This is a genomic window from Mesorhizobium sp. M0060, from assembly GCF_040323155.1.
In the GTDB taxonomy this organism is placed as follows: Bacteria; Pseudomonadota; Alphaproteobacteria; order Rhizobiales; family Rhizobiaceae; genus Mesorhizobium.
Genome location: NZ_JAMYUP010000034.1, coordinates 21,304 through 44,785, shown reverse-complemented (window position 1 = coordinate 44,785; position 23,482 = coordinate 21,304). Strand labels below are relative to the sequence as shown.

At 59.4% G+C, this 23,482-nt stretch carries 21 protein-coding genes and 6 pseudogenes; 17 read left to right on the top strand and 10 right to left on the bottom strand.

The window, feature by feature from the left end:
* Window positions 1-174 precede the first annotated feature (174 nt).
* Both NKJ94_RS25560 and NKJ94_RS25555 read right to left on the bottom strand, forming a co-directional pair.
* Entirely contained in the window at window positions 175-405 is a 231-nt protein-coding gene (locus tag NKJ94_RS25560; RefSeq protein WP_352508350.1) for an IclR family transcriptional regulator, read from the bottom strand.
* A gap of 191 nt (window positions 406-596) precedes the next feature.
* Window positions 597-899: a helix-turn-helix domain-containing protein gene (locus tag NKJ94_RS25555; RefSeq protein ID WP_352495686.1), complete on the bottom strand. Its 303-nt coding sequence runs from the start codon at window positions 897-899 to the stop codon at window positions 597-599.
* A gap of 468 nt (window positions 900-1,367) precedes the next feature.
* Here NKJ94_RS25555 and NKJ94_RS25550 point away from each other — a divergent pair, with 468 nt between their 5' ends.
* Window positions 1,368-2,198: a universal stress protein gene (locus NKJ94_RS25550; RefSeq protein ID WP_352495685.1), complete on the top strand. Its 831-nt coding sequence runs from the start codon at window positions 1,368-1,370 to the stop codon at window positions 2,196-2,198.
* 241 nt (window positions 2,199-2,439) lie between these two features.
* Here NKJ94_RS25550 and NKJ94_RS25545 read toward each other — a convergent pair.
* Window positions 2,440-2,968, bottom strand: a pseudogene (locus tag NKJ94_RS25545) (DedA family protein).
* Window positions 2,969-3,198: 230 nt separating this feature from the next.
* Here NKJ94_RS25545 and NKJ94_RS25540 point away from each other — a divergent pair.
* Window positions 3,199-3,819: a transglutaminase-like cysteine peptidase gene (locus NKJ94_RS25540; protein ID WP_352495684.1), complete on the top strand. Its 621-nt coding sequence runs from the start codon at window positions 3,199-3,201 to the stop codon at window positions 3,817-3,819.
* 80 nt (window positions 3,820-3,899) lie between these two features.
* Here the strand turns inward: NKJ94_RS25540 and NKJ94_RS25535 are convergent, their stop codons facing one another.
* Together NKJ94_RS25535 and NKJ94_RS25530 are read right to left on the bottom strand one after the other, a co-directional pair.
* The gene (locus tag NKJ94_RS25535; protein ID WP_352495683.1) at window positions 3,900-4,205 is read right to left on the bottom strand and encodes a hypothetical protein; all 306 of its coding nucleotides are present in this window, start codon (window positions 4,203-4,205) and stop codon (window positions 3,900-3,902) included.
* A gap of 294 nt (window positions 4,206-4,499) precedes the next feature.
* A complete protein-coding gene (locus NKJ94_RS25530; protein ID WP_352495682.1) occupies window positions 4,500-5,882 on the bottom strand; it encodes a multicopper oxidase family protein in 1,383 nt (460 codons plus the stop codon).
* Between the two features lie 510 nt (window positions 5,883-6,392).
* Between NKJ94_RS25530 and NKJ94_RS25525 the strand changes: the two genes are divergently transcribed.
* Window positions 6,393-6,995, top strand: a complete 603-nt coding sequence (locus NKJ94_RS25525) for an inorganic diphosphatase (protein WP_352508708.1) — start codon at window positions 6,393-6,395, stop codon at window positions 6,993-6,995.
* Between the two features lie 124 nt (window positions 6,996-7,119).
* Here NKJ94_RS25525 and NKJ94_RS25520 read toward each other — a convergent pair whose 3' ends face one another.
* Both NKJ94_RS25520 and NKJ94_RS25515 read right to left on the bottom strand, forming a co-directional pair.
* Window positions 7,120-7,437, bottom strand: coding sequence for a hypothetical protein (locus NKJ94_RS25520; RefSeq protein WP_352495680.1), 318 nt, complete (start codon window positions 7,435-7,437; stop codon window positions 7,120-7,122).
* 282 nt (window positions 7,438-7,719) lie between these two features.
* Window positions 7,720-8,286: a hypothetical protein gene (locus tag NKJ94_RS25515; RefSeq protein WP_352528968.1), complete on the bottom strand. Its 567-nt coding sequence runs from the start codon at window positions 8,284-8,286 to the stop codon at window positions 7,720-7,722.
* A gap of 226 nt (window positions 8,287-8,512) precedes the next feature.
* Here NKJ94_RS25515 and tatB point away from each other — a divergent pair, with 226 nt between their 5' ends.
* From tatB to NKJ94_RS25480, 7 genes and pseudogenes are all read left to right on the top strand, one after another.
* Window positions 8,513-8,881: a Sec-independent protein translocase protein TatB gene (gene tatB / locus NKJ94_RS25510; protein ID WP_352528966.1), complete on the top strand. Its 369-nt coding sequence runs from the start codon at window positions 8,513-8,515 to the stop codon at window positions 8,879-8,881.
* Window positions 8,856-9,788 carry a CDP-diacylglycerol diphosphatase gene (locus tag NKJ94_RS25505; protein WP_352528964.1) on the top strand — a complete coding sequence of 311 codons (933 nt, stop codon included), beginning with the start codon at window positions 8,856-8,858 and terminating at the stop codon, window positions 9,786-9,788. Before tatB ends, NKJ94_RS25505 begins: the two co-directional genes overlap by 26 nt.
* Window positions 9,789-10,217: 429 nt before the next feature.
* The gene (locus NKJ94_RS25500; protein WP_352528962.1) at window positions 10,218-11,960 is read left to right on the top strand and encodes an alkaline phosphatase; all 1,743 of its coding nucleotides are present in this window, start codon (window positions 10,218-10,220) and stop codon (window positions 11,958-11,960) included.
* 94 nt (window positions 11,961-12,054) lie between these two features.
* A complete protein-coding gene (locus NKJ94_RS25495; RefSeq protein WP_352495676.1) occupies window positions 12,055-12,519 on the top strand; it encodes a hypothetical protein in 465 nt (154 codons plus the stop codon).
* A gap of 6 nt (window positions 12,520-12,525) precedes the next feature.
* Window positions 12,526-13,233: an ABC transporter ATP-binding protein gene (locus NKJ94_RS25490; protein ID WP_352528960.1), complete on the top strand. Its 708-nt coding sequence runs from the start codon at window positions 12,526-12,528 to the stop codon at window positions 13,231-13,233.
* A gap of 88 nt (window positions 13,234-13,321) precedes the next feature.
* Window positions 13,322-14,563: an ABC transporter permease gene (locus tag NKJ94_RS25485; protein ID WP_352528958.1), complete on the top strand. Its 1,242-nt coding sequence runs from the start codon at window positions 13,322-13,324 to the stop codon at window positions 14,561-14,563.
* Window positions 14,564-14,759: 196 nt separating this feature from the next.
* Window positions 14,760-15,589 (top strand): annotated as a pseudogene (locus NKJ94_RS25480) (undecaprenyl-diphosphate phosphatase).
* A 2-nt stretch (window positions 15,590-15,591) separates the two neighbouring features.
* On the opposite strand, the pseudogene NKJ94_RS25475 reads toward NKJ94_RS25480, so the two are convergent.
* The 3 genes and pseudogenes from NKJ94_RS25475 to NKJ94_RS25465 all read right to left on the bottom strand — a co-directional run bounded on the left by NKJ94_RS25475 (window position 15,592) and on the right by NKJ94_RS25465 (window position 16,219).
* Window positions 15,592-15,764: pseudogene (locus NKJ94_RS25475) on the bottom strand (transglutaminase-like cysteine peptidase).
* Window positions 15,736-15,924, bottom strand: coding sequence for a transglutaminase-like cysteine peptidase (locus tag NKJ94_RS25470; protein WP_352495720.1), 189 nt, complete (start codon window positions 15,922-15,924; stop codon window positions 15,736-15,738). Before NKJ94_RS25470 ends, NKJ94_RS25475 begins: the two are co-directional and overlap by 29 nt.
* Window positions 15,887-16,219 (bottom strand): transglutaminase-like cysteine peptidase, encoded by a 333-nt coding sequence (locus tag NKJ94_RS25465; protein WP_352528956.1) that lies wholly within the window; start codon window positions 16,217-16,219, stop codon window positions 15,887-15,889. The genes NKJ94_RS25470 and NKJ94_RS25465 overlap by 38 nt, the downstream gene beginning before the upstream one ends.
* Here NKJ94_RS25465 and NKJ94_RS25460 point away from each other — a divergent pair.
* The 7 genes and pseudogenes from NKJ94_RS25460 to NKJ94_RS25430 all read left to right on the top strand — a co-directional run bounded on the left by NKJ94_RS25460 (window position 16,211) and on the right by NKJ94_RS25430 (window position 23,330).
* Window positions 16,211-16,548 (top strand): annotated as a pseudogene (locus NKJ94_RS25460) (transglutaminase-like cysteine peptidase). The gene NKJ94_RS25465 and the pseudogene NKJ94_RS25460 sit on opposite strands and share 9 nt — an antisense overlap.
* Before the next feature lie 190 nt (window positions 16,549-16,738).
* Entirely contained in the window at window positions 16,739-17,689 is a 951-nt protein-coding gene (locus NKJ94_RS25455; protein ID WP_502896157.1) for a DUF1402 family protein, read from the top strand.
* A gap of 340 nt (window positions 17,690-18,029) precedes the next feature.
* Entirely contained in the window at window positions 18,030-19,154 is a 1,125-nt protein-coding gene (locus NKJ94_RS25450; RefSeq protein ID WP_352528954.1) for a DUF2333 family protein, read from the top strand.
* A gap of 135 nt (window positions 19,155-19,289) precedes the next feature.
* Complete coding sequence (locus NKJ94_RS25445) at window positions 19,290-19,448, top strand: hypothetical protein (protein WP_352495673.1); 159 nt, start codon at window positions 19,290-19,292, stop codon at window positions 19,446-19,448.
* A 171-nt stretch (window positions 19,449-19,619) separates the two neighbouring features.
* Window positions 19,620-20,874 (top strand): annotated as a pseudogene (locus NKJ94_RS25440) (Tn3 family transposase); the annotation flags it as partial.
* Window positions 20,875-20,932: 58 nt separating this feature from the next.
* A pseudogene (locus tag NKJ94_RS25435) lies at window positions 20,933-21,222 on the top strand (ABC transporter permease subunit); the annotation flags it as partial.
* Between the two features lie 281 nt (window positions 21,223-21,503).
* Window positions 21,504-23,330 (top strand): heavy metal translocating P-type ATPase, encoded by a 1,827-nt coding sequence (locus NKJ94_RS25430; RefSeq protein ID WP_352508712.1) that lies wholly within the window; start codon window positions 21,504-21,506, stop codon window positions 23,328-23,330.
* Window positions 23,331-23,482: the final 152 nt, after the last annotated feature.

The window sequence follows — 23,482 nt, the reverse complement described above, 5'->3', positions numbered from 1 at the left end:
CGATGTCGATTCCAATCATGTTTGGCGGGGCCGCTTGCCATGAATCGAGCAGAGTAGCCGATTTGGAGCCTCGCTTGTCATCACGCTTAACCGCTTCCAAAGGCAAGAAGGCTACAATCCGCCCCAACTGCTGCTCCCGTGCCCTTGGGCACACACGCTCTAGTGACGACCATTCTATGAGCGCGCTTGTAAATATTGGCTACTCGCAAGGGATGTCGATAGGCGTTCGTCAAATTCCAGCAAAAGCGGTCTCATGTTGACCAGCTTTTCCGGTGTAAATCTGGTCAGCGGTCCAGAAACAGCCAGCGCTCCGGCCAAGCCCTCGCTGCCTGAAAAAACCGGTACGGCCATCGTCGCTGTTTCAGAATCGCCCTCCCCGAGCGATACAAACGGAATCTTCGCCATAAGAGCTATTCGCATTCTAGGCTTAGCGAGACTAAACCGAGCAAGCACTTGGCCAGCTGCATGATGGTCAAGCGAAAGCACATCGCCCTCTCGGATTTGATCCCGGATCAAATGGCGACAGTCTGCACGAAACAGGCAAATGCTGCGATTTCCCTCCTTTCGAAAAAAACGATGCGCTTTCATTCGCCTGTTCAACAAGGCTCAAAAGGAGAGGCCGAACGAAGGCCTCTAAAACGACGACGGTAGAATGAGCCCAATATCATCGGCGTAGGGCCGGCAGCAAAGCGCTTGTCCGCCATGCGAACAATGTAGCCACTCCGGACAAGGGATTCCGTTAACCGAAGGATCGTGCTTTTGTAGAGGCCTGTTCTAGAAGAAATCTCGGCCAAGCTTAAACCTTCGTCGCGCTCTGTGAAGCACCCGAGGATCGAAAGCGCGCGATCGACAGCTTCAACCCCTCCCGCTCTTGTGTCTGCTTGGAGCCTGCCGGACATAATGTAGGGACCACAACACTGGCGCGTCGGTTGCGCCAGGCTGCGTTACAGCTTCGCTAGGCATCCAGGTTTGGCCGGTATCCGGATTCAGGAAGGATGATCGCAGAACGCGGATCCCCAGATGTCAAACCCCGATGGTCCCCGGCGCGGATCGTGAACAGCGGAGTTTCCGCCACATCCTCGGCTGCCGTTACTGTCAAAACAATGCTTGCGGGCGCCACTGCGCTCATGGCAACAAACGGGCTAATCTTTGTTGACATTTCTCGTCATCGATGCCTGCCATTATAGCCACGACCGTTCAGGACGGAATCGATGCGGCGCAAGATCGCCTTGGAATATCGAGGTAGGCGATAGCGAACCTCGGTCGTCTGAGTTTTTTGGCGGGCTGAAGTAGGAGGCTTGAGGTGTGTAACACGCGTTGGGCCATTGGTCGCTCGACAGCGGCCGAAATCATGGAGCTGAGGTTTGATGAATAAGATTGCCTTACTTCCTCTGGTGACGTATCCGGAAGCGAATTCCACCAAAATCGCATTAAACGCAATCGCGGTGGTCAAGCACATTGGCGCGGCGCTTCACGCATTAACGATCAATGTCGATATCCCGGGTATTTCCAACCCGGTGTCGAGATACTTGATCAACCTTCCCGAAATGATCCGGGAGACAGAAGCGACCAGCCGCAAGCACGGGCTCGATTTGCTGGAGGCATTGAAAGCTGAAGCGGCACGTGTCGGATCGTCCCTGACAACCGAGGAGATTGCTGTTCAGCCGGCATCTGTCAGCGATGTTGCGGCAGTGAAGTCACGCTATTTCGATTTTGCTTTGATTGGGTTGGAGCCAAATAACCAGACTGCGCGCATGACCGTTGACGCGGTTGTGTTTGGTTCGGGCCGACCGACCATAATTCTGCCGGAAAGCGCAAATGTTGGTGCAATCGATCATGTTATCATCGCTTGGGATGGGAGTCGCGTTGCGGCCCGGGCCGTTGCCGACGCGTATGAGTTTCTGCAATGTGCGGCAAAGATAACCGTACTGACGGTGACAATCGAAAAGCCGCTGCGCGATATTGGCGAAAGCCTTGCTTTAAGCCTGAGAATGCGTGGCCTTCCCGCTGAGGGAGTCTCAATCGATGCGGAAGATCGCCCCATTGGCGTTACGCTTCAGGAGCGCGCTGTCGGCATGGGCGCCGATCTGCTTGTCATGGGTGCGTACGGCCATTCCCGGATGAGAGATTTTGTCGTGGGTGGCGCAACCAAGGGCGTTCTGGGCGATCTGCGCCTGCCTGTCCTTTTGTCGCACTAGAAATCTGCAAATCTGGCCTCGAGTAGCGGCGGCAAGTTGGCTCCTACGGTTGCGCCAGCGGCGTCAAAGGAACCAGCTACGAGTTCAAGACGAAACCGTGCCTAATTCTCTTGAGTTGCGGATTGTTTCGCCTTCGAAATTCGAACTCGAACTGAACTGGGGAGCATACCCGTTCGCGCCGCCTACGATTGATTCCTGCCCTTGCCAGAGGCAGACAATGACGGTCCGCCTTTGGTGCCCATCAAATCCACGCCTGCAGCCATTTGAGGCCGAAGGCGCCGGGAGCCAGAATACCTGTGGCCCAGACGAAGGCTGAGGTGATGTTGGCAATCTGAAACGTCAAGGCGGGCATCTTACAGATGCCCGCCGCCAATGGCACGGATGCGCGCAAAGGACCGAAGAAGCGCCCAAAGAACACCCCGGCCACCCCCCGATCGCTCGAACAACAGGTGACCGCGCGGAATGAGGTTTGGATAACGTGACAGGGGCCAATAGTGCGAAACCCCGTTTCCCAACCGCGTGCCGATCCAGAAGGACAGCCAGTCCCCCAATGCCGCCCCAATGGCGGCGGCAAGCCACAGGGGCCAGAATGCGATACCGCTTTCGCCGATGAGAAAACCGACACCGATCAGGATCACGGTTGCAGGCAACAACAGAGAGATGAACGCCAGCGATTCCCCAAAGGCCAGCACGAGCACCAGCGGAACACCCCATGCTTCATGCGTCCGGATAAACGCGATCGTCGCTTGCGTGACCTCATCGAGGCTCATTCATCACTTTCCAATTCGCACCAAGCGTGACCGACGGTTGACATCTCACCATATCGGTCCCTCTGGCAAAGACCTGCCGCGCAGGAAACGGAAATCGTGCAGACGTGTAGCGGCCGAGCAACGCACACGGCGCAAGTAACCATTCAGAAGGATCTTCCTCCCGCTCTGATTGACAGAACCCACGGGATCGACCTTAACTCATTCTTAACAAAGGTGGTTGGGCGGGTCGGATGAGTTCCTCACGAGTGCGGTTGTGCGTACGGTTGGGCGGCGGTGCGGTCGTTGCAATCATTGCGATAATATCCACGTGGTCGGCGGCGACGGCTTCACAATCGATGCCGATCGGTGGCTTTACCTCGCAGCCGATCGGTCACTACGATTTCTGCAAATCCCATCGGGCCGAATGTGAGATCCGCTCACGCGACAATGGTCCGGAGCACATGACCGGAAAACTCTGGCGGCAGATTACGAGCGTTAACCTGACGGTCAACAACAACGTCAAGCCGATGAGCGATCTCGACCAGTACGGACAGGACGAATTCTGGGCTTATCCGGACAGTGGTTTCGGCGATTGCGAAGACTATGCGCTGGAAAAGCGTCGCCGTCTGATAAACAGCGGCATTCCTGTGTCGGATCTGCTGATGACGGTTGTTCGCAAGCCCGACGGCGAGGGTCATGCAGTGCTGACTGTTCGTACCGACACGGGCGACTTCATCCTCGACAACCTCACCGACACGGTGCGCCGCTGGGACCAGACCGGCTACCGCTTCCTGAAGAGGCAAGCCGGCACCGACACGGGGCGCTGGGTCTCCCTCGATGGCGACAACCCGCTGGTCAGCGCAATCAAGTGACGGTAGTGTAACAGTTCACCCCAAAGTTGACGCCTTGCCGAAAGAGATCTCTGTGGCTGATGCGCAGCCTGCTCTTCGTCTTAGGTCGGAGTGTTCGTCGTTGTTAAGGCTTTGTGTCCGGCTTCGCCTGATTGCTGCTCGCCCCCTTCGACGAGCACACTCAATGGCGCTGTCGCCTCCGGGCAGCCGCTCTGAATTTTTTTCCATGACGAAATGTTGAGAACCATGTCGCATTGCGCGAGTTCCGGTCCAGACGGCAATTGCAGACAGGCGAATTCACCGTGATGGAACGTCCGGCCGTTGGCGAGGCACTGACATTCTGCCCGCGCGGGCGTTGCAACAAGCGCCGCGAAAACCAGGATGCAAGAGGCATGGAACGTCCTCATGCGAAATCATAGCACGATCCGGAGCGGGCGCCAGATCGCCCAGCATGAGCTACAGCGCCGTGATGATGACGAACGCAATCGCGACCGCGGTGGCATGGGAACCGGCGTTGGCGAGCGAGCCCGGGAGGCCACTCAGCAGAGGCTCGATCAGATGCACAGATCAGCACCCGTCGCCGGCCGCTCCGGCGCCCGTGAGCAGTAGCGCCATTAGCGCGGCGAGAACTTGGACGCTCCGCCTCGCCCAATTTCGACCCTCTCACGCCCTCGGCAACGCAACCCTGGATGAGGACCGCGTCATTCCACACGCAAATAACCGGTCAGGCCGCTCTTCTGATGTTCAATGACGTGGCAATGGAATGCCCAATTACCCGGATTGTCAGCGACCAACGCCACTTCCATCACTTCTTGCGATTTAAGAAGGGCCGTATCTGTTACAAGCGACGCAATTTTGCGCTTGTCGGAGCGTAGCAGACGGAAAGACATACCGTGCAAATGGATCGGATGATCGTTCGGCGTTTCGTTGCGAAGGCGCAGAACATAGCTTTTGCCTCGTTTTAGAGCCGCGAGCGGATCAACTGGCCCCGGCGCGTCCCCTCGCCAGGCGACGCGGTTGATCGACCAGAAGGTGTAGCCGAGCGTGCCGCAAACACCCGGCGCCGGCGCATCACCATTGGGCGACCAGCCAAAGACGAAGTCCATTGTCTCGGGATCGGTAAGATCCGGCTCCGGTACGCGATTCGGCCGCAGCGGCTTGAGTTCGCCAAGCGTCCGCCCCGCGCTGGCGCCGATAGGCCGGAATCGGACGAGAACGCGAGGTCCCTTGGCTGTTCTGAGATTCAGGCTGACGATCTCGTCTTCGCCATCAGGCACGCGGAGGGCGATATCGGCGCGCTGGCCGGGCGCGATGACAATGCCCCGAGGCGCAACAGGCTGCGGCAGCGGGTTGGCATCAAGAGCGATCACTTTGGCCGTTCCGCCATCGAGGTCATAAGTGCCGATACGGGTGACATCCGTGACTGCCAAACGCAGGCGCACAAGGCTGCCCGCCGGCAGATCGTAAATCGGGGTGACTTCCCAATTTACTGTCGAGACCGTACCCAGCGTGCCGCCGCGCGCAGCGTTGCGTGCCTTGAACAATTCGATGAACTGGCCGTCTTCGCCGAGACGGAAGTCGCGTATATTGAGCGGCAAATCCTGGTCGAAACCGGCATCTTCGTCATCTTCGACAACAAGCATGCCTGTCAGACCGCGGGCCATCTGATCGAGCGTGTTGCAATGCGGATGATACCAATAGGTGCCGGTATCCGGCGGTGTCAGAGTGTAACGGAAGCTTTCGCCCGCCGCGATGGGACGCTGGGTGAGATAAGGCACGCCGTCCATGGCATTGGCGATGCGCAATCCATGCCAGTGCACACTCGTCGCTTCATCGAGATCATTGACCACGTCTATGGAAAACGGCCTACCTCGCAATAAACGCAGAGTGGGCGGCGGCCCGCCCGCACCGAAACTCATCATCCCTTTGGTGACGGTGCCGGGCAAAATCGACCGACTGATCGCTGAAACCGGCAAGGTCAGATCGGCTGCTACGGCCCTGCCGGCAATCAGCCCGCCTGCAGCGCCGACAGCTACTGCTGCCGTGCCGCCCAGCAAGAATCCCCTGCGCGACATTCCCGACATGAAGCAGCCCTTTCAGTGGAGTATAGCGGACGTGGTGTTGTTGTCTCTTCGTTCACGAATTTCGAACCCTGGCAATGATTCAAGGTCAAGGTGGCGTAGTCTCCGAAGGACTTCAACTGAAGTTGGAGTTTCACTTGCTTTTTGATGATTGCCACACAACGTCGCACTGAGCCGCGAGGCGTCTACGTGGCAGCTCTCGCCGAACGGCGTGTTGTGGGTGTAGCGTGCCCGATTGGCAGGAGTTACGACGCAAGCTATCCCCTTGCCGGAAATGGGCTCGCCTGAAATAGCACATTTGAAGCGGCCACCGTCTCTTAAACGCCCATAAACGCAAACGCCCATAGACGCTCATCACTCGTCAGCGCTCTATCTCGGCCCATTTCTGCTCGCCGCAGGATCGGTGCAAATACGGTCATCCAATTTCAATAACGGAACCCTGTAATGCTGCCGTCACATACGGTGGCTAGGCGGATGCAGGGCGCCCTGCCCGTCCAACCTTTGGAGACAACCATGCGCGCGTTGCCGACTGTCATGGCGCTTGCGGCCCTGCTGGGCACGCAGCCCGCTTTCGCCGAATTCGTCACAGCTTTCGATTTTCCGCAGCCGAAAGACACCAGCGAATTTTACACGGTTATCGAGATTCCGGCGGGAAGCTTCACCAAATATGAGATCGATGCCGAGACAGGCCATGTCGTCGTCGATCGATATCAGTCCATGCCGGTCGTCTATCCGGCCAACTATGGTTCCGTTACCAGTTCGTTGGGCGGCGACGGCGACCCGTTGGATGCGCTTGTCTTCACCCGGGAACCCGTTGTGCCCGGTGCTCTGATCAAAGTCCGCGCCATCGGCGTGCTCAACATGGTCGACGGCGGCGAAGCGGATGACAAGATCATCGCTGTGCCGGCTACGGATATCGATCCGCAATATGACGGGGTCAAGACCATCGATGATCTTCCGGCCATCGAACGACAGCGCATCGAGGCATTCTTTCGAGTTTACAAGCAGCTACCTGAAGGCCGCAAGGCCGTTGAGCTGAACGGCTTTGGTGGCGCCAACGTCGCCATCGACATGGTTGGCAAAGCCATTGAAAGCTACCGGAACAAGAAGGACTGACAGGAAAGCAGAATCTCAACAGGAAGCTCATCCATAGGGCTGGTTCCTAGCGGTGTTGGAACACCGCTAGGGTATGCGTTGGGCTTGCGTCGCACTGTTGGATGCGCGCAAACTGCGCTTCGCTTTAGCTCCGGGCGTTTGCTGTTGATAAAGCCAAATCGTTGGCTTTATCTCCGCCTTCGCCTGGTTTCTGCTCGTCCCCTTTGACAGGCAAGCCAAACGGCGCCGTCGCCTCGGGGCATCCATCCTGAATTTTTTTCCATGACGAAATATTGAGAACCATGTCGCACTGCGCGAGTTCAGGACCTGACGGCAATTGCAGACAAGCGATTTCGCCGTGATGGAAAATGTGGCCGTTGGCGAGGCACTGGCATTCGGCCCGCGCGGGCGTTGCAGCGAGCGCCGCGAAAACCAGAATGTAAGAGGCCGTGATCGTCCTCATGCGCAAGATCATAGCACGATCCGGAACTGTCGCTAGTGTGAACGCTTCACAAGTAACTCGGCGGAGAACTCGTACCGCGGGCGCTCACGATCCTCAATCGTCGTTCGCGTCGGTTTTTGCCCTGTTGTCCCTATTTTGTGGCCCGAATCAAAGGCACGGCCAAGCGACCAAAATGACCAGCAAATCCATCGGCATGCCGCGCCCAACGACACCTGCCAAACTGCCGGCATACATGACGAGCAGCGTTGTTCGAACCAACGGCCGCGATGATGCGCGACACGTTCATGTTGAGGGAATGCGCGGGTCCTGAACGAGATAGAGCCGCGCAGTCGGCGTGAAATCAGTCACCAGGAATGAGAACGAAACCGTGCTCAGCGGATGGACCTCGCCTTTCCGGAACAGAAGATGGTCATAAGGTTCGAATTCACGACTGAATTCGGCGAAACTATCGGACCGAATTGCATCCGTTTCGCGGCGCGCCTGGTCGAACGAAAGCCCGTCGCTGGAATCGCTTGGCTGGTTGAGAATCTCCTGCAACTCGAACTCGAATTCGACCCAGGCGTGACCGCTGTTGTTGAGGGCAACGATCCTTAGGGAAATGAACCCGGTGGCATAGTTGCCGGAGGCACCGAATGGCTGAACCGGCCGGATGGCGCGTATGGTGAGGGTTACCGGGCTTGCCGACTCGAGTTCCTCGGTGATCACGACGGGATCGGCCCTTGTTCCGGCTCCCGAAGCGGCAATGATCCGGAATCCGCCGAGTTCGTCGGAAAAGGAGTAGGCGCCTGCTTCAAATATTCTGGGCCCTGTGCCATCGGCTCCAGCGAGGAGTCCGCTTGCTGCGAGCACGGTTGCGAATATCCCTACCAGACGTGCGCCTGATATTCGGGTTGACGAGTGGTGCCACATGGCTCGTAGTATGAACGACATTCCCGCGGCCGCATACTGGAATGGCTCAGGCGAGAGGCTATGATGGTTGGATTTGGCGCCGTAGGTCGAGGCATTCAACCGGATCGGTCGCCGCAAACCGCGGAGAGGTTGTCGCTGCCGGCGATATGCGCGAGAGGACGTACCGATGTTCGGACTTGGCATGACCCACCTGTTGGTTATCTTCGTGGTGGCGCTGGTTGTTTTCGGCCCGGAGGAGCTTCCAAAAGTCATGCGATCGGCGGGGGCAATGATGAAGACATTCAATCGGATTGCGGGCGATTTTCGAAAGCAGTTTGACGACGCCGTACGTCAAGCCGACAAGGAACTCGACCTGCAGGAAACCCGCTCGATGCTTCAGAATGCGATGGAGGACGTGCCGCGAAGCGCTGACAAGGCCATAGTAGGGAAGGACAGCAATCTCGATCCGGCCGCTGAGCGGGGCGCAGAATCTGAACTGACGTCGGTCACGGCCAAGGATGCGAGGTTTAATGCCGAAACGTCATCAAACCAGTGATCGGGCAGAAGAGCAGTCGCCCATCGGAACCATCGCGAGGCTCCCAGCCGCTCCACCTTCACCGTTTCGGTTTCGCCGACTGCGCGCCGGGACTCAAAACCTCATCTCGGGCATTCCCCTCGCTGTAAAATCCCTTCACAGGTTACCATTGTTCCACCACTGCCGTGCTGCAGCCGTGCTCTGTTTGACAATCGCGTTGCTGACTGCGGCGGTCACCGACGTCGGCTCCGCTTCAGCGCATCGCAACGCGCTCTGGCAGGTTGTGCAGACCTGCGCTCTTGCCGCAGCGCATCTTGGCAGCGCTTTCCCCTGCGAGGAAGTGATCCTGCCCAGGCAGGGCGTGCCTGGATCAGCTCTCATTAAATCACCCCGATACCGGACCGAGTTTCTGTTGACGCCACTTACGGCTGTTGCCGGCCTTGAAAGCCCGTCTGTCCGTTGGCAGGGCAGTTCCCAACTCTGGAATCGGGCGTGGAAAGCACGAAGCAAGGTCTCGGCGAGCCTCGGACGTCACCTTCCACGAACGGCCATCGCCATGGCTGTGAATTCCAGGACTGAGCGATCCCAGGATCAGTTCCACATCCATATCGATTGCGTTGCGGTGTCGGTGGAAAAGAAACTTGTCCTGAAGGGGCCGAAGGTGGAAGGTCCGTGGCAGCTTCTCCCTTTGGCTCTGATGGGGAAACGCTATTGGATCAAGGCAGTCGACAAGTCGGATTTGGAAACGACCAACGTAGTCGGCATCATCGCTTCCGGCCTGCCGCAGGCCCGGCGCGCCATGCATCACGTAAATGTCGTCGTCGTTGGCGCCGAACTCGCCGGCGCAAGACCGGGATTTTACATCCTGACCAATTGGGAAAGCTCAGCGGCCGAGCGCCTTTTGGATCACGACTGCACCTCGCGTTGAGCGCCCACGAGGCAACGGGCGAAGCAATGGCCGCACCCGGACACTCGACGGAAGTCTCAAAGCAGTCTTCGCGGAATGGTATCCGGGCATGGCAAACGACAATCCAAGACCCGATCAGCGCAGCAAAGCTGCGTGACCGCCCCACAGTTCCTCATGCTCTCCTATCTGCAGGCCCGCACCGGCTAACGTCGGCTCTTCGACGATCCGATGAACAGACAGCCCGAGACGAGCTGCGCACCATGCGCCTCGAAACGCGCGAGATGGGTCGCGATTGTCACCGCTCGGACGCAATAATGACCGCTTGTTCGTGGTCTGTGACGTCGACACGTGGCAAATTCGTCGTTTTTGGTCGGCGCGCGTTTCCTGCCATGTCACATCCCTGACACGGACATCGCCGAACATTGTCCGTGAACCCACCCGGAGCCTGCCATGCACCGTCTTATCGCTGCACTCGCAATAACAACAAGCTTGAACACCGTTGCGGGGGCAGCGACGGTCTACCCGCTTGATCGGGCCACGATCCTGGCGCAGTCGCCTTTCGACGTGAAGGTCGAGTTCGACAAGGTCGTTAGCGCCGACCAAGTCACGGTTACGATCAACGGCCAGCCGGCGGAAACCGTGTTGGGCAAGAAATTCGAATTCATCGAGAAGGAAGAAGGTTTCGACGCTTCGGCGCTGTTGATCCGCGCAGCCAGCATTTCGCAGCCTGGTACCTACAAGCTGGAGGCGAAGGCCGGCGACGAAATGAAGTCGGTGAGCTGGCAGGTTTTCGGCACCCCGGCAACGCCCAAGGCCAAGAACGTCATCTTCTTCCTCGGCGACGGGCTTTCGGTCGCGCATCGCACCGGCGCCCGCATCATGTCGAAGGGCATGACGGAAGGCAAAGCCAACGGGCGCCTCAACATGGACGACCTCGATCACATGGCCTTCATAGGCACGTCCGCGACCAATGCGATCTCAACCGATAGCGCCAACACGATGTCGGCTTACATGACGGGCCACAAGACGGCTGTCAACGCGCTCGGCGTCTATGCGGATCGCACCAAGGCCAGCCTTGACGACCCCAGGGTCGAGACGATCGCAGAGGCGCTGCGGCGCACCGGCAACAAGTCGATCGGCGTTGTCTCAACCGCCGAGGTGGAAGACGCCACCCCTGCGGCGGTCGTCGCCCATACCCGCCTGCGCGCCGACAAGGCTGACATTGTCGGCATGTTCTTCGTCGTCAAGCCCGAAATCGTCCTTGGCGGCGGCTCCGCCTACTTCCTGCCGCAGAGCACGCCGGGCTCGAAGCGCAAGGACGACAAGGACTACATCGCAATGTTCAGGGATGCCGGTTACACATTGGCGACCGACAAGACCGAACTCGTGGCCGCCAAGGGAACCAACACCGGCAAGATCCTCGGCCTTTTCCACACCGGCAACATGGACACGACACTCGACCGTGAATTCCTCAAGAAGGGCAGCGTCGAGAAGTTCCCGAACCAGCCCGGCCTTGTCGAGATGACGCAGACCGCACTCGATCAGCTTTCCAAGGACGAGGACGGCTTCTTCCTCATGGTCGAAGCGGCGTCCGTCGACAAGATGTCGCATCCGATGGACTGGGAGCGGTCGCTGTTCGAGACCATCGAGTTCGACAAAGCCGTCGGCATCGGGATGGAGTTCGCCAAGACGCATCCGGACACGCTGATCGTCGCCACGGGCGATCACACGCACGGCGTGTCGATCATCGGTACCATCGACGACCAGAAACCGGGCGAGGAGATGCGCGACAAGGTCGGCGTCTATGCCGATGCGGGCTTCCCGAACTACACCGACGAGAACGGCGACGGTTATCCCGACAAGGTGGACGTCACGCGGCGACTGGCTATATTCGCCAGCAACTTTCCCGACTACTACGAAACCTTCCGTCCGAAGCTGGATGGTCCGTTCGAGCCGGCCGTGCAGAACGGGGCGAAGCAGTACATCGCCAACGAGAAGTACAAGGACGTTCCGGGTGCGGTCCTGCGCGTCGGCAATCTGCCGAAGACGGCCGACACGGCCGTCCACGCCGTTGACGATGTCGTGCTCCAGGCGACCGGCCCTGGCGCCGAGGAATTCAAGGGCTATATGGAAGAGAGCGACGTCTATCGCGTGCTTGCCGATGCCCTGGCTCTTGCGCCGGCAACGAACTGATGCACTTTAGCCGATCTGGCTTGATGGACCAAGTCGCGACATGGCTCCTGACGCTACGGCGCCTGGAGCAGAACGCCGGAAGCAAGTTTCGCTCATGAAACAGCGCCCGATCACCCGCCGCAAATTGGTGCTGCTTGGCTCGGCCGTCGCACTGGTCAAGATGACTGGCGCGAGTTCCGCTTCCACGGCAACGGCAACCCTTGGCTTCGATGAGCTCTATGGAAAGATCAGCGTTCTCGGGCTCAGCTTTTCGGACAAGGTGAAAGGGCTCGCGGAAGCGGAAGTCTCCATGCAAGGCTTCATGGCGCCGCCGCTCAAGGCCGAGGCGAATTTCTTCGTGCTCACGGAAATCCCGATGGCGCTTTGCCCGTTCTGTTCCTCCGACGCCGACTGGCCGGACAACATCGTGGTCATCTACCTCGACGAGGCGCAGACCTTCGAGCAGGCCAATGCCCCGATCGAGGTGAGCGGGCGGCTGGAGGTCGGTTCATGGACCGACCCGGAAACCGGCTTCGTCAGCCTCCTTCGCATCGTCGATGCGCATTTCCGCACGGCCTGACCGCAAATGCTCCGTTTGACGATCCGTGACCTTGAGATGTCGTTTCAGGGTCTTGGCAGGCCTGCGCTGGCTCTGTCCGCGCTGGAAATCGCGCCAACCGAAAAAGTTGCCGTTACCGGTCCGTCCGGGTGCGGGAAGACGACCTTCCTGAACGTCGTCACCGGGCTCGATCGCGTTCGGAACGGTTCGGTTCGATGGGGCGAGACCGATCTTTCCGGTCTTTCGGAAGCTGGTCGCGACCGTTGGCGCGCTATGCATGTCGGCCTTGTCATGCAGGAGATCCACCTGTTCCCCGGCCTCTCGGCGCTCGATAACGTGCTGTTGCCGAGCCGACTGTCGCGGCTCCGTTCGAATACCGACTTCAGAGCGGACGGCATGCAGTTGCTCGAACTGGTCGATATAGATCGTCCCGATCAGCCGGTCGAAACCATGTCTCGTGGACAGATGCAGCGGGTCGCGGTGGCTCGGGCATTGGTCGGGCGGCCGGCAATCATCGTGGCCGACGAACCGACAGCCAGTCTCGATGCCGATTCCGGGGCCTCTGTCGCGGATCTGTTACTGCGACTCTCCAACCAGGCGGGTGCGACGCTGATCGTGGCGAGCCACCAAAAACGCCTCATCGAAAGCCTCGATCGCGTGATCCATCTGGAGTCTGGCGCCGTCGTCAGCGACACCGGCAAGCCCGCGGCCACGCATGATGAGGCGTTTCTTTGACGTCCGCGCACGATCGGTCGCGAATCCCATCAGCCGAGGTAACCATACTGCCGGTTCTGCGGCCGCCCTCACGCGAAGGAAATGACCCTTGTTGCGGTTTGTCGCTGCGGACTTGAAGCGACACTGGATCGGCGTGGCTGCGGTGGCGCTGCTCATCGCGCTCGCGACCGCGCTCGGCGTCGCTGTCACGCTCGGCGAGCGGGCGCTTCGGTTGGGTAGCGCACATGCGGCGGGCGCCTTCGATCTGGTAGTCGGCGCGCCCGGCAGCGAGACCCAATTGCTGCTGTCCGCCGTGTTCCTGCAGGCAGCGCCCTTGACGCTCATGCCGGGCAATGTACTGGCGGGGCTGATCAGGGACGAACGTGTGGCCTGGGCGGCCCCCGTCGGGTTCGGTGATTTCGTCGAGGATTTCCCGATCGTCGGCACGACGCAAGCGCTGGTCGACGGACTGGGCGGCGTCTCCGAAGGACGCACGTTCGAGAAGCTCGGCGAAGCGCTTGTCGGAGCGTCCGTGGCGAAGAACATGGGAAGCCGCTTTCACCCGGCGCACGGCCAGGTCCGTCAGGCGACCGCAATGCACAATGATGTCACCTACGCGGTCGTGGGACGGCTGAGGCCGACCGGTACCGCCTGGGACCGAGCCGTCATCGTTCCGATCGAAGCGGTCTGGCACATTCATGAACGCGATCGGGCGGGAACAGGATCGCCGCTCCTGCAGGCTGCCGCCCAAGGGGCCGCAGAGACAAGCGAGTTCGACCAGCCGATCCATCCGGAGGCCGTCCTCGATCCATCCACACCCGGCCTGCCAGCCATCGTGGTCAAACCGCGTACGGTCGCTGACGCCTATAAGCTGCGACAGGCGCACCGCAACGATCGGACCGTCGCGATCTTCCCGGGCGAGGTGCTGACGAGGCTCTACGGGACGCTCGGCGATGCGCGACGCGTGCTTTCCTTGGTGGCCGGCGGAGCGCAGGCGCTTGTCGCCGCCGCGATCCTGCTTGTCGTGGTCCTTCACGTCATGCAGCGGCGCCGGCAGATTGGTGCCTTGCGCGCGTTCGGGGCGCCGCGCGCGGTGGTGTTTGAAATCGTCTGGCTGGAGACGTTCGCAATCATCGCAGCAGGGGTGCTTCTCGGCTTCGGGCTGGGCTACACGGCCGCCAGGACGGGTGCGCACCTCTTGAGCGGAGCCAGCGGCTTTACATTGCCCGTCGAGTTCCGCAGCGAGGACTGGCAGTCCGCCCTTGTGTTATTGGCTATCACGGGTCTGATCGCTCTGGTGCCGTCGATGCTTGCATACCGGCAATCGCCGGCGCAGGCACTCAGAAACTGAACCGATTTGTGCTCATCAAAAATTCTCACCGCAGCCCGAATTAGGAAACTGCTCGTCCTTGCAAACGGTTTCGTCAAAAGCCAACAAAACCTATGCCCAATGCTCTATCGCCGTTGACACCCAAGACAGTCGTCGGTTCAGGTTGCCGGAAGATCGTGAGATCGTGACGGACGCAAAGGAAGTGCAATTGGCTGAAATCGGGTGGAGCGAGGCGGCGATCCTAGGAGTGGTTCAAGGACTGACGGAATTTCTTCCGATCTGCTCAAGCGCGCATTTGCGGATCGTTGGTGAATTCCTGCCACCGGCCGGCGATCCCGGCGCCGCATTTACCGCCATTACGCAGATCGGGACCGAGATCGCGGCCCTGATCTATTTCCGCCATGACATCATCTGCATCATCGCCACATGGCTGCGTTCCCTGGCCGGCCGCCGTGAACGGCTGGACCCGGATGCCCGCATGGGATGGCTGGTGATCATAGGGACCCTGCCGATCGGCATCCTAGGACTATTGCTGAAGAACCTGATCGAAGGTCCGGCCCGCAACCTCTATCTCACGGCAACCATGTTGATCGTCTTCGCGCTGGTTCTCGCGGCCGCCGACCGGCTGGGCGCCAAGCGCAAGGCTTTGCGCGATCTGGGCTGGTGGGACGGCTTTCTGTTCGGCGCCGCCCAGGCGATGGCCCTCATCCCGGGCGTTTCGCGATCGGGAGGCACTATAAGCGCCGGACTGCTGATGGGTTACACGCGAGAGGCCGCCGCCAGGTATTCGTTTCCTGGTGGCGATACCTGCCGTGCTCGCCTTAGGGCTTCTTCCAGCTCTATGCGAGTTGGGGGGCAGACAGTCCGGTCGGCGCCGGTCCGACCGCGCTGGCCACCCTGCTGTCCTTCGCGGTCGGCTATGTCGCGATCGTGGGTTTTCTGAAGCTAGTCTCGACGCGCAGCTACATACGCTTCGTCTATTATCGGATCGGGCTCGGCGCCTCGATATTTCTGCTTCTTGGCGCCGGTCTCCTGTCAGCGTCCTGAGATTATTTCGTGCCGCTGACGAGAATGTTCTGTTGGGATTCGATCGCTTCCCAATGGCCGGAGTTGGATCGCGACTGGCGCTTCAGGTAGGTATATCCGGTGTCCGACCACAGCAGGACCTTCGCTCCAGATTGTCGAGAATGAAGTCACCGGCGGTCGTGTTGACGCTCAGCATCGCGTGCCCCTCGCCGCTCGACTGCCTGACCACCGTTATCCAAAAGGTTTTGCGGGGGCACGCCCTGTCTCATCAGTTCGCGACGTTTTTCCAGCACGATGTCGTCGCAGTCGCCAAATCCCTTATAGGGATACTCCCATTTCTCCTCGACACCGGGTATCTATGTCCGTCATGGCCATGATCGTCGTGTTGGCCCTGTTGTTGATTTCGATCAGCGTCTCACACAAGGAGCGGGTCAGTTCGACGGGCTTCGGGTCGCGCGTGACGATCGAGCAATCATCGCGATAGTTCCGACAGTATTCGTAATGACCGATCGCTGCGTTGTCCGTCCGTTTGTTCGCATGAATGTGAGCTGCCCTGCATTCGCCGACCATGACCGATGACTTTTGCGATCGCTCGTAGGCGTCAACGTATCCGTAAACCACCGCGTCAAGCCGGTGAGCGACATGGAACACAATGGAGTTCCAGAATATTGGTCCTATCCTGACGATAATCTGGGTGATTGCGAGGATTATGCACTGGAAAATCGGCGAACGCTGATGCGAAAGGCCTTCGCGTCTCCAGTCTGCTCTTGACGGCAGTGCGCAAGTCCGATGGCGAAGGGCACGCTGTATTGGCGGTTCGAACCGACAAGGGCGATTTCATTCTCGATAATCTGACCAATAGGGTTCGTCCCTGGTACGAGACGAACCATCACTACCTGAAGCGCCAAGCGGAATACAACACGAGACGGTGGGTTTCCATCTTAAGCGAAGACAATCTTCTCGTCGGCGCGCTTAGGTAACGGGATGCCGAACATTTTTTCCAGCGTCCTTGCATCCGAACACCTTGCCGGCTCGCAAAACCTCCGCCTCTCTGTTATAGGCTCGAAAGCACACTGCCATGACCATATGACGGCACACCCTGCATCCCTTCACGGAGCCGGAGGCTGCCAACGGAGCCTCATGCCAACAGCCAAGCTGCAGCCCTTTTTGATGACGGTGACGATCGTTGCAACTTGTGTCGGAACGGCCCCAGCCGTGGCGCAGACTGTCACAGTCGTCCCGACGGGCAATCGTCTTGCCGAGCAACCGGTGATCCCAAGAGCGTCCGCGCTTCGTTCCAAGGCATTCAACACGACGTACGAGGAGAAGTATCGGGCCATAACCGCCTTGATACGGGACGACCGCAAACTCGTCGGCAAGATCAGGAAGGCGGCGCTCGCCTATGGCATCGATCCGATCCACATCGTCGCGGCTCTCGTCGGAGAGCACACCTACAATATCAGCGTGGTCGACTCGGTTCAGACCTATTACGTCAAGGCGCTCGCCTATGCCGATCTGAAGTTCTCCTTCAGCTACAGGGGCACTCCGGTCCAGTCATTCGTCCAGCGGCCCGAATTCGCATCCTGCTCTTCTCTCGAAAGCAGCGCGCTGATTTGGAGCTGCCGTGACCAGGTCTGGGAAGAGACATTCCGGGGTCGCAAGGTCGATGGCGTCGACTACGAACCCATCACGTTCCAGCGGGCCTTCTTCCAACCCTTCTATGCGGGGCAGACCTTCGGCCTGGGACAGATAAGCCCGCTTGCAGCCCTGCAGGTCACAGACATGGTCAGCCGGGTCAGCAAGCTTCCCCGATTGTTGCCCGATCGCCCGCAGGCGATCTATCGCGACGTCATGGATCCTGATCGCAGTCTTGTTTACATCGCCGCGATCATCCGGGATTCGATCGATGCCTATCGGGAACAGGGGTTCGATATATCCGGTAATCCCGGAATCACCGCCACGCTCTACAATGTTGGCCAGCCGCGCAGACGTGCACGTGAGTTGAGGCAAGCCGTGACCGACAAGACCGGCCGCACCCTGCCCGTCGAGAACTATTACGGCTGGCTCACCAACGACAGGCTCGAAGAACTCAAGGCGCTTCTCATCGATGGCACGAAATGATCGTGGTTGGTGGCCGGACACTCGCGAACCTGCGTCGGATGGCAGGACAGATTTATGCCGGAAAAGCTGGCTGTCATGAGACCAATTCCGCTTGCATTTGGCGAACATCTATCGACATCAGATGGAAGCAAACAGTGCACTCAAGCGAACTCATAAAGCGCGCCGGAATTGCCGGTCGCGTGCAAGATGGCCAAGCGAGGTATCGTGTGTCGATAACCATGCGGCTCCAAACTGAGAATGGCTTACCCAGCGCGACGCTCTGAAAACCACATATTTGAAAGACAAGGTGGCGTTTGGCATGCGCCTCTACGGCTTGACTGACTGAGGGGGTGACATCGCCATGCTTGATCCGATCGTGAATTTCTTCACCCGGATTTTCCAGTGGATCGGCCGCGGCATCGGCTTAGCCATCGGCGTCATCCTGTGGCCGTTCGTGTGGGCCGGGCGTTGGTATACGCAGCGCGGCTGGATCCTGAAGGCAGTGGTCGGCCTGGCGCTGCTGATGCTGATCGGCCTCTACGCCAATTTCTTCTACGCCACCCAGTGGTGGAACAATTTCAACCCGAACTATCCCGACACCTATATATTCGAGAAGCGCAACCTGTCGGCCGGCGAGCAGGTCGCCGCCGGTGCCGGCACCGACGCCGCCAGGACCTGTGGCAATTCGGCGATCGCCCAGTTGGCGGCCGACCTGACCGACTTCAACGTCAACCAGAATGCCTGGGTGTCGTCGATGATCCTCTACAAGCTCGGCCTGTTCGGCATCGACTGGGACCACACGCCGTGGATGGACAACAAGGCCTCGTTCCAGCGCGGCATCAACCAGGCGGTGCGGCGCACGGCGACCGAGCTTGCCGACAATCTCGGCCGCGTGCGCACCACTTCGCAGATCGACGCCGATCTTCAGGACGCGCGCGGCAATCTGCAGTTCGATGAAGAGACCTGGTATTTCGGCCTGAACCCGTTCGGCCCGAAGACGCCGACGCCGAGCTACTATCGCGATGCGGTGCGCAAGCTGCGCGCCTTCAACGCCCGGCTGGAAACCTGCCAGACGGTGTTCGATGCCCGCGCTGACAATCTCAAGCAGTATATCGACCGCATCTCGTCCGACATCGGTTCGACCTCGGCGATCCTCAAGGAGCGCGCTGAGCACTACAACAATGGCTGGTTCGATTTCCGCGCCGACGATCGCTTCTGGTTCGCCTATGGCCAGCTCTATGCCTATTACGGGCTGATGAAAGGCGCCGAGGCCGATTTCGAGGACGTGATCAAGGAAAAGCACCTGCAGAGCCTGTGGGACACGATGGACTCGCAGTTCGTCTCGGCGCTGCGCATCCAGCCCTTCATCATCGCCAATGGCCGCGAGGATGGCTGGCTGTTGCCGAATCACCTAACGACAATTGGCTTCTACATGTTGCGCGTGCGCTCGAACCTGGTCGAGATCAGCAACGTTCTTGCGCAGTAACTCGGTGGATGAAGCGCTCGAGGGCATCGAGGCATTGGGACCGGTAACTTCTCTGGGGTGAGCGCGGCCACGATTTGTTAGCGCCGACTGGGCCATCACCGTTACTTTGTTTAAGGCGGCGGCGATGGCGGTGGAATGGACGATCACGATCGAGAGCAGGAACGAATTCGGCGATGTCGAAACGAGGTCCGGATCGACAAAAGCGATGAGCGTCCGCGTGGCGGAGACCTTGACCTGTCGATCGAGGATGGCAAGAAGATCATGGCCGCCCTGCAAACAGTGGTCGCGACCTAGTCTAGGAGGCGAAAACCTACACCCTGTTTCGACGGGTCTGTCCGGATTGCCACAATTTTCGGCCAGTCAAGGACTATACGACGCGTCGAATTCAAACGGTGTTCGGCACAGTGGAGGTTCGCAATCCCCGCTGGGTGTTGTGCCGGGATTGCCATCCAGGGATGGACGCCGCATCCAATGGTCGAGGTTCCCGACCTGTTGAGGGAAGTGCATGAATGGACCGGCTTTGCGGATAGCTTCACGCATGTTCGCACCGGCGACGTCCCAAGAAATGTCTCGGCCATGCTGGCCGGCGTACTGGCGGATGCGACCAACCTTGGTCCGAAACGGATGGCCAGCGCGTCCAAAGGCATCAGCGCTCACCAGATCAGTTGGATGAGAACCTTCCATGCACGGTCGGAGACCTACCGCGCGGCGCAGGCCTGCGTGACGGACGCACACACCCGCCATCCGCATTCTCGCCTTTGGGGCAATGGCACGACGTCATCATCTGACGGCCAATTCTTCCGCGCGAGCGACCGAGCCGCAAAGCGCGGCGACATCAATCTGCATTACGGCAGCGAACCCGGCTCAAAGTTCTACAGCCACCTTTCCGATCAGTACGGCTACTTCAGCATTCTGCCCATCAGTCCGACCGAAAGTGAGGCTGCTTATGTGCTCGATGGGCTATTCGATCAGGACACGGTCCTCGACATCCAGGAACACTTTACCGATAGGGGCGGCGCGAGTGATCACATCTTCGGTCTGTTCGCCCTCATAGGCAAACGCTTCGCGCCGCGACTGTGCAACCTCAAGGACCGGAAATTCCACACGTTCGAGAAAGGCGATGCATACCCGGCGCTGTCGAACCACATCGGGGCGCCGATCAACACCACCCTGATCCTCGAGCACTGGGATGATCTCCTCCATCTGGCGGCGTCGATCACCACGCGATCCTTAGTGCCGTCCACGATCCTGAAGAAACTATCCGCATCTCCGAAGGAAAGCCAACTCGCACGAGCGCTACGGGACTCGGCCGGGTCGAGCGATCGCTGTTCATGATCGAATGGTACTCAAGTTCGGCGCTACGCCGGCGTTGCCAGGCCGGCCTCAACAAGGGTGAGGCTGCGCATAAGCTGAAGCGCGCCGTTTTCTTCCACGAGCGTGGTGAAATCCGTGACCGGTCGTTCGAAAGCCAGGCGTTCCGCGCCTCCGGCCTCAACCTCGTCGTCAGTGCGATCGTAGGAATACGGTCTATATCGAACGGGCCGTTACCTACTTACGCAAAACGCATCGCGAGATTCCGGATCATCTGCTCAAGCACGTATCGCGGCTGAGTTGGGAGCACATCAACCTGACCGGCATCTACACCTGGGATGCAGAACATCAGATGCCTGAAGGATTCCGTTCGCTCAGACTTCCGGCTCGGTTACGCCACGCCGCATGACGTTCATGCTCCGTTCGACGTTAGCGTGTCGCTGGGAACGGTTCTTGTTCCGACCCCCTACTCGCTGGGTTACACAAGCAGCCAACTGTTCCGACGGGTCCTATTTCCCCAGGTGGCCCTCACGGCAATTCCCGAGCTGACCACCTCGATGAGGTCATCATGAAGGCGCTTTCACTCGGATTCGCCATCGAGGTCGTCGATATCTTCGCGCAGTCCCAACTGACCGCCGCGCTGAACTTCTACTACCTCGAAGCCTTTGTGATTGCCGTCGTGATCTACATGGTGATCGCCTATGTCGTCATACAGATCGCCGACAGGCTGGAGCAATCCCTCCGGGTGTGGACGTGAGGCATGCATGTGGGACAGGATCGCCAAGCTTCGGGATTACTCTCGTCACGGTAGGGGCCGCCGACCGTCGCGCGCGCTGGGCGCGCTATTTCTCATCGCCGTTGGCCTCTATGTCGGATACCATGGCTGGACAGGACTATCCGCCGCGGGGGCCTGATGCGCTCATGCTTCAACCCAAGACCGCAATCCGAGATAGCGAGCCAATCATGAAATCCGAGACAGCAGCCACGGAAAGCGTTGAGCCGGCGCCTAAGACGGTTCCATCGGGTTGGCGAGTGTTGATGACGCGCGAACGCTGGACCGAAGTCGCGCGCATCCTTTTTACCGGCTTGATGGCGTTGCTGTATTGGCAGCAGCTCATTCCAATACAAGCCTTGTGGGTGGCGGTTGCCATCGGCTTGTATCCGCTCGTCAAGACCGGCGTCGTTGATCTCGTAAAAGAGCGCAAGATCGGTACCGAAATATTCGTCACCATTGCCACGGTGGTGGCGCTGATCGGAGGCGAGACCGTCGCCGGCGCGGTCCTCATGGTGATCATTTTGATCGCGGAGTTCATCGCCGATGTGAATATGGAACGAGCGCGAGCCTCGATCAAAGACCTGATCGGCTCAGTGCCGCAGGTGGCGCTTGTGCGGGACGCAGGTGGCGAACGCATGGTCCCGATCGAGAATTTGCGCGCGGGCGACGTTGTCTTGGTGCGGGCCGGCGAGAAGATCCCGGTCGATGGCACCGTCGTCGGTGGAGCGGCTTCGGTCAACGAAGCATCGATCACAGGAGAGAGCATTCCGAAGGACAAGAGCGATGGCGCCGATGTCTTTGCCGGAACCATCGTCGAATCCGGCGCCCTCGACATCGAGACCGAGAAGGTTGGTGCCGACACCACCTTTGCCCGCATCATCAGTCTGGTCGAGAATGCCGAAGCGGAACAGGCACCCGTCCAGAAACTGGCGGATAAGGTCGCGTCATGGCTGATCCCGGTCGTGCTGATCTTCCTCGTTGCGGTTTATCTTTATACCCGCGACGTTCGGATGATCGTCACTCTGCTGATTTTCACATCACCTGCCGAACTCGGATTGGCGACTCCTCTGGTGATTATCGCAGCCATTGCGCGAGCCGCACGCAGTGGAATTCTGGTCAAGGGGGGCGTCTATCTGGAGTCTTTGGCCAAGGTCGACGTCCTGGTGTTCGACAAGACAGGCACCCTGACGGCGAACAAGCCCGAGGTTGTCGGCGTGGAGATGCAGGACGGCACGCTTTCGGAAGCTGATCTGATCAGCCTTGCCGCCGCCGCCGATCGGCGCTCCGCTCACCCCTTGGCGAAAGCGGTCGTCAACTATGCCGCCCGGATGAAAATCGATGTCCCGGAACCGGAGCAGTACGAGCAGTTGCAGGCGCGCGGTGTGAAGGCGACGGTCTCCGGACGCACCGTGCTGGTCGGGAACGCATTGTTGTTGCGCGAGGCCGGCGTGCCGCTTTCCGATGCGATCGAAAAGGGCGGACAGACGCCGGTTCACGTCGCGGTCGATGGGAAATTCGCTGGCGTGATTTTTATTGCCGACACATTGCGACCAGGTGCGCGCGAAGCGCTGGCAAAGCTCCGTGCAACCGGGGTCAAGCGCATGGTGATGGTGACGGGTGACAATGAGGCCACAGCGCGGACCATCGCCAACGAGCTCGGCGTGGATGAAGTGCGTGCCAATCTGATGCCGCAGGACAAGGTCGCCGCCATCGCCGAATTGCAAAAGCAGGGCCATCGCGTGGCGATGGTCGGCGACGGGATCAACGACGCGCCGGCGCTGGCACGCGCCGATGTCGGCATTGCGATGGGGGGCGGCGGCACGCAGGCAGCGCTGGAAGCCGCCGACATCGCATTGATGAAGGATGACCTGGCAAGAATTGTCAGCGCCCGCGCGATTGCGCGACGCGCTTACCGGACAATTCAGGAGAATATCTTCGTCGGCGTTGGTGTTGTGCATGTTTTGGGCATTACCGCAGCGCTGATGGGCTGGATCGGTCCTATCCAGGCAGCGATTTTGCACTTGGGGCCAGATGTCCTGGTGTTCCTGAATTCGGCAAAACTGCTGCGCGTTCGAATCCAAGATGTTTAAGCGCATCTCTTTGAAGCCTAAGGCTTCGAACCGAACTAGCCAAAGCGGTCATTCGATTCGTCCGATCGGATGACTGCTACTGGCGCATGTGGTCGGTTGGCGCGTTCATAGATCAGATTGCCTGATGAGGCTCGGGAAGGTCCGGCCGGGGT

Excerpts from the sequence above, each read along its gene's own strand:
- NKJ94_RS25505 (WP_352528964.1), top strand. The coding sequence starts at position 8,856 with ATGCCGAAACGTCATCAAACCAGTGATCGGGCAGAAGAGCAGTCGCCC.
- NKJ94_RS25550 (WP_352495685.1), top strand. The coding sequence starts at position 1,368 with ATGAATAAGATTGCCTTACTTCCTCTGGTGACGTATCCGGAAGCGAAT.
- NKJ94_RS25540 (WP_352495684.1), top strand. The coding sequence starts at position 3,199 with ATGAGTTCCTCACGAGTGCGGTTGTGCGTACGGTTGGGCGGCGGTGCG.
- NKJ94_RS25555 (WP_352495686.1), bottom strand. The coding sequence starts at position 899 with ATGTCCGGCAGGCTCCAAGCAGACACAAGAGCGGGAGGGGTTGAAGCT.
- NKJ94_RS25520 (WP_352495680.1), bottom strand. The coding sequence starts at position 7,437 with ATGAGGACGATCACGGCCTCTTACATTCTGGTTTTCGCGGCGCTCGCT.
- NKJ94_RS25450 (WP_352528954.1), top strand. The coding sequence starts at position 18,030 with ATGCTTGATCCGATCGTGAATTTCTTCACCCGGATTTTCCAGTGGATC.
- tatB (WP_352528966.1), top strand. The coding sequence starts at position 8,513 with ATGTTCGGACTTGGCATGACCCACCTGTTGGTTATCTTCGTGGTGGCG.
- NKJ94_RS25535 (WP_352495683.1), bottom strand. The coding sequence starts at position 4,205 with ATGAGGACGTTCCATGCCTCTTGCATCCTGGTTTTCGCGGCGCTTGTT.
- NKJ94_RS25500 (WP_352528962.1), top strand. The coding sequence starts at position 10,218 with ATGCACCGTCTTATCGCTGCACTCGCAATAACAACAAGCTTGAACACC.
- NKJ94_RS25530 (WP_352495682.1), bottom strand. The coding sequence starts at position 5,882 with ATGTCGGGAATGTCGCGCAGGGGATTCTTGCTGGGCGGCACGGCAGCA.
- NKJ94_RS25490 (WP_352528960.1), top strand. The coding sequence starts at position 12,526 with ATGCTCCGTTTGACGATCCGTGACCTTGAGATGTCGTTTCAGGGTCTT.
- NKJ94_RS25525 (WP_352508708.1), top strand. The coding sequence starts at position 6,393 with ATGCGCGCGTTGCCGACTGTCATGGCGCTTGCGGCCCTGCTGGGCACG.
- NKJ94_RS25445 (WP_352495673.1), top strand. The coding sequence starts at position 19,290 with ATGGACGATCACGATCGAGAGCAGGAACGAATTCGGCGATGTCGAAAC.
- NKJ94_RS25430 (WP_352508712.1), top strand. The coding sequence starts at position 21,504 with ATGACGCGCGAACGCTGGACCGAAGTCGCGCGCATCCTTTTTACCGGC.
- NKJ94_RS25495 (WP_352495676.1), top strand. The coding sequence starts at position 12,055 with ATGAAACAGCGCCCGATCACCCGCCGCAAATTGGTGCTGCTTGGCTCG.
- NKJ94_RS25455 (WP_502896157.1), top strand. The coding sequence starts at position 16,739 with ATGACGGTGACGATCGTTGCAACTTGTGTCGGAACGGCCCCAGCCGTG.
- NKJ94_RS25560 (WP_352508350.1), bottom strand. The coding sequence starts at position 405 with ATGGCGAAGATTCCGTTTGTATCGCTCGGGGAGGGCGATTCTGAAACA.